The following is a 5,797-nucleotide window of genomic DNA, read 5'->3' as shown; positions in this document are numbered from 1 at the left end:
GCCGCGACCCTCGTTACCGGGGCTGACCCCGTCGCCGATGATGATCGCCGCGGTGCGGCTGTGGTCGGCGATGATGCGGTACCGCACGTCATCGTCGTGGTTGCCCTGCCCGTACCCGCGCGGCGCGCGTCCGGGCCGCCTCCGCGTTGACGTCCGCGATCGTCACCCGGCATCCCTGCCCGGCCAGCGCCGACGCGGTGGCCCATCCGATGCCGGATGCGCCGCCGATGATCACCGCCTCCCTGGTGGCCCCTTCGGCACTGCCGCTCATCCAGTTGGCCCTTCGACGACGGAATAGAACGTGTTCTAAAGTCACACCCCGGACCCGAAAGCGCAATAGCCCCGGTGTCACTGGCAGACTCGGGCGGGTGACCGAGCTGACGATGTCCGAGTCGATCTTCGTGGCCGCGCCGCCCGACAAGGTGTACGCGCTGGTGTCCGACGTCACCCGGATGGGCGAATGGAGCCCGATCTGCAAGGCCTGTTGGTGGGACGAGGGCGCAGGGCCGTCGGTGGGTGCGTGGTTCACCGGTCGCAACGAAACCCCGCAACGGACCTGGGAGACCCGGTCCCAGGTCGTCGCCGCCGACCCCGGCCGCAAGTTCGCCTGGGAGGTCAACGACGGCTGGGTCTACTGGGGTTACGAGATGGCCGATGAGGACGGTGGCACCCGCCTCACCGAGTCGTGGGAGCTACTGCCCAGAGGGTTGACCGGCTTTCGTGAACGCTTCGGTGACCAAGCGGATGCGGAGATCGCCCAGCGCAGGGAGGCGGCAAGAAGCGGGATCCCGGCCACGCTCGCGGCGATCAAGAGGACGGCCGAAACCGCCTGACGGGCCCGGCGCGGGAAGCGCCGTCGGACCCGCGGTTCTGGTGGGCAGCAAATTTTGCGTTCGGAACATGCTTTTGCGTTAGCGTCTGTGGTCAGTCCGGTGCGGGTGCGCCGGAACGACAGCGGAGCAACGATGCGGTGGTAGGGCGCGCGATGGCCGCGAGGATCGGCCGGATCCGGCCCGCGGCGTGGGCGGCGATGGCCGTGCCGGTCGCCCTGACGGTCGGGCTGGGGATTCTGCTCGCCGTCGGAGGCGGCAGTGAGGCGACGCCGCTGATCGACGACGTCGTCATCGTCACCCTGTCCACCTATGCGACGGGCTGCGCCGTCCTGGCGGCCCGGTCGCTGGAAGGTCGCATGCGCACCGCGTGGACGGTCATGGCCGGCGCGCTGGGAGCCTGGGCGGTGGCCGACCTGATCTGGGTGTGGTGCGAATACGTGTTGCGGGTCGAGCCGTTCCCGTCGCCCGCCGACTTCTTCTATCTGGCCTTCAGCGTGCTCGCGGTCCCCGCGGTCCTGGCGATGGCGCCGTTCGGCGGGTCGTCGAGGTGGCGCACCGGGTTTCGCATCACGCTCGACGGCGTCACCGTGGCGCTGTGCATATTCCTGCTGGCCTGGATCGTGGCGCTCGGCAGCGTGTACGACACCTACCGCGAGGACCGGCTCGCGCTCGGGCTGGCGCTGTTCTACCCGGCCGCCGACATCGTGATCCTCGCCGTGACCGTGGCGGTGCTGGCCCGTGTCGATGTCCGCCACCGCTGGGTGCTGGGGCTGCTGGCCGCGGCGTTCACGCTGATGACGGTCACCGACAGTGCGTTCGCCTACGCCGTCGCGGTGGGCAGCTACGCGACGGGCAGCGTCATCGACCTCGGCTGGGCGGTGTCGCTGGTCGGCATCTGCGCCGCCGCGCTGCTGAGCCGTCACACGCCACCTCCCCGCGCGCAGACCCTGGCGGTGCCGTCGAACACCGCGCTGTGGGCGCCCTACGTTCCGTTGCTGCTGGTGGGCACGATCGGACCGGTGATGGTGATGTCGGGGCTCGCGCGCGTCCTCGTGCCGCTGATCATGGTCGCGGTGTGTCTGCGGCAGTCGGTCTCGGCATGGGAGAACCAGCAGTGGTCACGGGCCGCGGCGAAACAGGCGTTGACGGATCCGCTGACAGGGCTGGCCAACAGGGCGCTGTTCGGTGACCGGTTGGCCCATGCGTTGATGCTGCAGTCGCGCGAGGACCGGCCGGTGATCGTGGCCGCGCTGGATCTCGACGACTTCACGTTCGTCAACGACAACCTGGGCCACCCCGCCGCGGACCGGCTGCTGGTGCACGCCGGCCGCCGGATCGCGGCCTGCGTGCGGCCGGGTGACACCGTCGGACGCCTCGGCGGCGATGAGTTCGTGCTGCTGCTCGAGGGTGACGTCGAGGATTCCCGGCGGGTCCTGCACCGCGTGGTCGAGACCTTCGACGAGCCGTTCACCGTCGACGGGCAGCAGGTGTCGATCCGGTGCAGCGTCGGGGTGGCCGTGGCGTCACCGGACGATCGCGACGTCACCCCCGACACCATGCTGGAACGCGCCGACATCGCCGTGCACGCCGCCAAACGATCCCGGTCGTCCCGGGTCAGCCTCTTCGACGTCGACATGACGGGTGCGGACGCCGCCGAAAACCGTGACGACGACACCGACCGGGTCCCGGGCCGCGGCGCGGCGAGGGTCCGGCTGCTGGGGGAGCTGCGCGATGCCGTCGACAACGGCGATCTCGACCTCGTGTACCAGCCGAAGGTGGACCTGCGCAGCGGCCGGATCGCCGGGGTCGAGGCGTTGTTGCGTTGGCCCCACCCGGAATTGGGGTTGTTGCAGCCCGGCACGTTCATGCCGCTGGTTCGCGAGCACAAGCTGATGCGCCCGGTGACCGACCTGGTCGTCGACAAGGTCCTCGACGACGCGGCGCGGTGGGTGGCCGCCGGGACTCAGATGCCCGTCGCGGTCAACCTGTTCGCCCCCTACCTGCGTGACACGGGGCTGCCGGCCATGCTGTCCGAGGCCCTCACCGACCGTGACCTGCCTGCCGGGTTGCTGACCGTCGAGATCACCGAGGACCTCGTCATCAAAGACCTGGACCTGGTGACCGCGGTGCTCGAACAACTCCGGGAACACGGGATCCGGGTCGCCATCGACGATTTCGGCAGCGGGTACTCGGCCCTGTCCTACCTGAGGGACCTGGTGATCGACGAGATCAAACTCGACCGTCACTTCATCGCGTCGGTCACCAGCGACCGGCGCGCCGCCACGGTGGTGCGGGCGGTCATCGAACTCACCCACGGCCTCGGGATGACCGTCGTTGCCGAGGGAATCGAGGAGCCCGTGACGGCGCAGTGGCTGCGCGACAACGGATGCGATGTCGGGCAGGGCTATCACTTCGGCAAGCCGGTCGGTGCCGCCGCGGTGCCGGGTCTGGTCCGGATGGCCGGCCAGCTCACGTGAGCGGCAGGTGTCAGCGCGCCGTACAACGGAAGCCGATGTGGCTCATTCCGGTGTCCACCGGTTGCGGCCTGCGTGCCGCCGGGCGATACCGCAGGCAGTAGTCGTCGGCGCACAGGAACGAACCTCCCTTGACCACCCTGCGCGGCACCTTGAACTGCGGCTGGCTGGCGTCGTAACTCCCTGTCGCACAACATGGATCCGAATCCCGCCGGTCGGCGTACCAGTCGGTGGTCCACTCCCAGACGTTGCCTGCCATGTCGAACAATCCGTAGGGGTTCGGTGGGAAACTCCCGACCGAACGGGTACGGCCGTAGCCGCGGTCCGGCCGCCACGGGAAGTCGCCGTGCCAGTAGTTCGCCAGCTGCCGGCCCGGCCGTTCGGGTTCGTCACCCCAGGTGTACGTCGCGCCGACGAGACCGCCGCGAGCCGCTGTCTCCCATTGTGCCTCGGTGGGCAGTTGCAGCCCAGCCCAGTCGGCGTACGCCGCGGCGTCGTCGAACGCGACGTGCACGACCGGATGATCGGTCCGCTTGTCGATCGACGACGACGGACCCGCGGGCTTACGCCAATAGGCGCCGGGCGTCCACGTCCACCATAGATTCAGGTGACGCAGGTCCACCGGTCCCGCGGTCCTGGTGAACACCATCGAACCGGGATGCAGGTTCTCCCTCGGGGCGCCCGGGTAGTCTTCGGGGTTCAGCGGGCGCTCGGCGACCGTGACATAACCTGTCGCAGCGACGAATTCGGCGAACTCGGCGTTCGTGACCGGTGCGGCCTGGATCCAGAAACCGTCGACGGTGACGTTACGGACCGGTCCTTCCTCGGGGTAGTGGGCGTCGGAGCCGAGCGCGGCGGTCTGGCCGGGGATCCACACCATGCCGGCGTAGGGGTCACTCAAAGATCCGTGTCCAATCGTCACGCATGCCGGCCACCACCCAGCCGTGCGGGCCTGCCAGGTCGAGCGCTCTCTTTGCGCCGGCGGTGTAGTCGAATTCCCGATCCGCGTCGTCGTGGCGTACCAGCAGCGACATCGACGGGCCCGCGCCCGCTGCGGTGAACTGCAGCATCTCGATGTCGCCGTTGGAGTTGCCCGCCGCGAAGATCGGGCGCCGGCCCGTCCTGCCCCAGATGCGGACCGGCTTGACCGGGCCGTCGTCGAGGAACTCGGGCTGGGCGGTGGTGACCAGGCTGCCGTTCTGGTAGATCAGTCCGACCGAGCTGCCGATCACCCGCTCGGGCGGGATGCCGTACATCCGCGCCGACACCACGCGCATGAAATCGCGGCCGCCACCGGAGACGATGTAGCTGGTGAATCCGTATGATTCGAGGAATCGCAGCAACTCGATCATCGGTGCGTAGCCGCACGCGGTGTACGGACGGACCAGGGTCGGGTGTCGTGTGCCGGCGAAGAACGCCTCGACCCGCGCCGCGTGCTCCTCGACGGTGATCGACACATTCGCCGAGAGAATCGCCGCTGCAAGGATTTTGAGATCCGAGTCGTCACCCTGGTAGTGCTTGGTCACCGCGTCGCCGAACCAGCCGAGGTCGCCCGCGGCGGCGGCCGTGTACGGCTGACGTCCGGCCAGCGACGGGTCCTCGGCGACCTGCCCGGCGAGCCGGCGAACCAGGAAATCCAGCTGGACGTACGAAGGTTTCTCGCACCACAGGGTGCCGTCGTTGTCGAACACCGCGACCCGCTCCTCCGGGGCGACGTCCACGGCGGCGGCTTCGGCGAAGGCGATGATGGCCGCCTTCGTGTGGCCGTCGTTCCATGATTCGAGCATCTAATCCTTCGCCAGGAATTCCTGGAGCTTCTCGAGCGCCTGGTCGATGGTGAAGCTCGCGGGTGGATGTCGCGGAGGGAACTCTTTGAAGGAGTCCAGGTATTGGGTGACGATCACGCTGGCGTAGAAGACCAGGAAGGCGCGGCGGATCATCCAGTCGTAGTAGGTGTTCGACGTGATGTCGGCCCGTTCGAACGGGTCGGTGCGCAGGTTGAACAGCTTGGGCACCCGCAGCGGGGTGAACGGTTCGGCCCACACCTGAAGCGTGCCCTGGCATCGTTGCTCCTGGAACACCACCTTCCAGTTGTCGTAGCGCAGCCCGAGGACGTCGCAGTCGTCGGAGAAGTAGAGGAAGCCCTTGCGCGGGCTCTCGGCGTCCTGCCCGGTCAGGTAGGGGAGCAGGTTGTATCCGTCGATGTGAACCTTGTACTCCGTCTCGCCGTCGGCGCCCGCCTTGTGGCCCGTCTTGAGCTTGTCCACGATGTCGGGCTCGCCGGCCGCGGCGAGGAAGGTCGGCAGCCAGTCATGGTGCTGCACAATCTCGTTCGAGATTGAACCCGCCGCGATGCGGCCCGGCCAGCGGATCAGCTCCGGCACCCGGAACGCGCCCTCCCAGTTGGTGTTCTTCTCGCTGCGGAACGGGGTGGTCGCGCCGTCGGGCCACGTGTTGGCATGTGGTCCGTTGTCGGTGGAGTAGACGACG

The 5,797-nt window shown here is 68.5% G+C and carries 5 protein-coding genes and 2 pseudogenes; 2 read left to right on the top strand and 5 right to left on the bottom strand.

The window, feature by feature from the left end; translation table 11 throughout:
* Both ASJ79_RS35095 and ASJ79_RS16825 read right to left on the bottom strand, forming a co-directional pair.
* A pseudogene (locus tag ASJ79_RS35095) lies at positions 1-126 on the bottom strand (alanine--tRNA ligase-related protein); the annotation flags it as partial.
* Positions 107-271 (bottom strand): annotated as a pseudogene (locus ASJ79_RS16825) (SDR family NAD(P)-dependent oxidoreductase); the annotation flags it as partial. The pseudogenes ASJ79_RS35095 and ASJ79_RS16825, both read right to left, overlap by 20 nt.
* A 97-nt stretch (positions 272-368) precedes the next feature.
* On the opposite strand from ASJ79_RS16825, the gene ASJ79_RS16820 reads away from it, so the two are divergent.
* Both ASJ79_RS16820 and ASJ79_RS16815 read left to right on the top strand, forming a co-directional pair.
* Positions 369-833, top strand: coding sequence for an SRPBCC family protein (locus tag ASJ79_RS16820; protein WP_067957311.1), 465 nt, complete (start codon positions 369-371; stop codon positions 831-833).
* A gap of 152 nt (positions 834-985) precedes the next feature.
* Positions 986-3,310 (top strand): bifunctional diguanylate cyclase/phosphodiesterase, encoded by a 2,325-nt coding sequence (locus ASJ79_RS16815; protein WP_067957309.1) that lies wholly within the window; start codon positions 986-988, stop codon positions 3,308-3,310.
* Positions 3,311-3,320: 10 nt separating this feature from the next.
* Here ASJ79_RS16815 and ASJ79_RS16810 read toward each other — a convergent pair whose 3' ends face one another.
* The 3 genes from ASJ79_RS16810 to ASJ79_RS16800 all read right to left on the bottom strand — a co-directional run.
* Positions 3,321-4,187, bottom strand: coding sequence for a formylglycine-generating enzyme family protein (locus ASJ79_RS16810; protein ID WP_067957305.1), 867 nt, complete (start codon positions 4,185-4,187; stop codon positions 3,321-3,323).
* Positions 4,188-4,200: 13 nt separating this feature from the next.
* Positions 4,201-5,094 carry an HAD family phosphatase gene (locus ASJ79_RS16805; protein ID WP_067957304.1) on the bottom strand — a complete coding sequence of 298 codons (894 nt, stop codon included), beginning with the start codon at positions 5,092-5,094 and terminating at the stop codon, positions 4,201-4,203.
* The coding region (locus ASJ79_RS16800; protein WP_156448490.1) for a sulfatase-like hydrolase/transferase at positions 5,095-5,797 on the bottom strand (703 nt) is incomplete at its 5' end. It lies immediately after the preceding gene.

The organism is Mycobacterium sp. NAZ190054, assembly GCF_001545925.1.
In the GTDB taxonomy this organism is placed as follows: Bacteria; Actinomycetota; Actinomycetes; order Mycobacteriales; family Mycobacteriaceae; genus Mycobacterium.
The sequence above is the reverse complement of the archived record's forward strand: the minus strand, read 5'-3'. Positions and strand labels throughout refer to the sequence as shown.

What these genes read in the sequence shown, in the direction of transcription:
- ASJ79_RS16815 (WP_067957309.1), top strand. Translation starts at nt 986, where the DNA reads ATGGCCGCGAGGATCGGCCGGATCCGGCCCGCGGCGTGGGCGGCGATG.
- ASJ79_RS16810 (WP_067957305.1), bottom strand. Translation starts at nt 4,187, where the DNA reads ATGGTGTGGATCCCCGGCCAGACCGCCGCGCTCGGCTCCGACGCCCAC.
- ASJ79_RS16805 (WP_067957304.1), bottom strand. Translation starts at nt 5,094, where the DNA reads ATGCTCGAATCATGGAACGACGGCCACACGAAGGCGGCCATCATCGCC.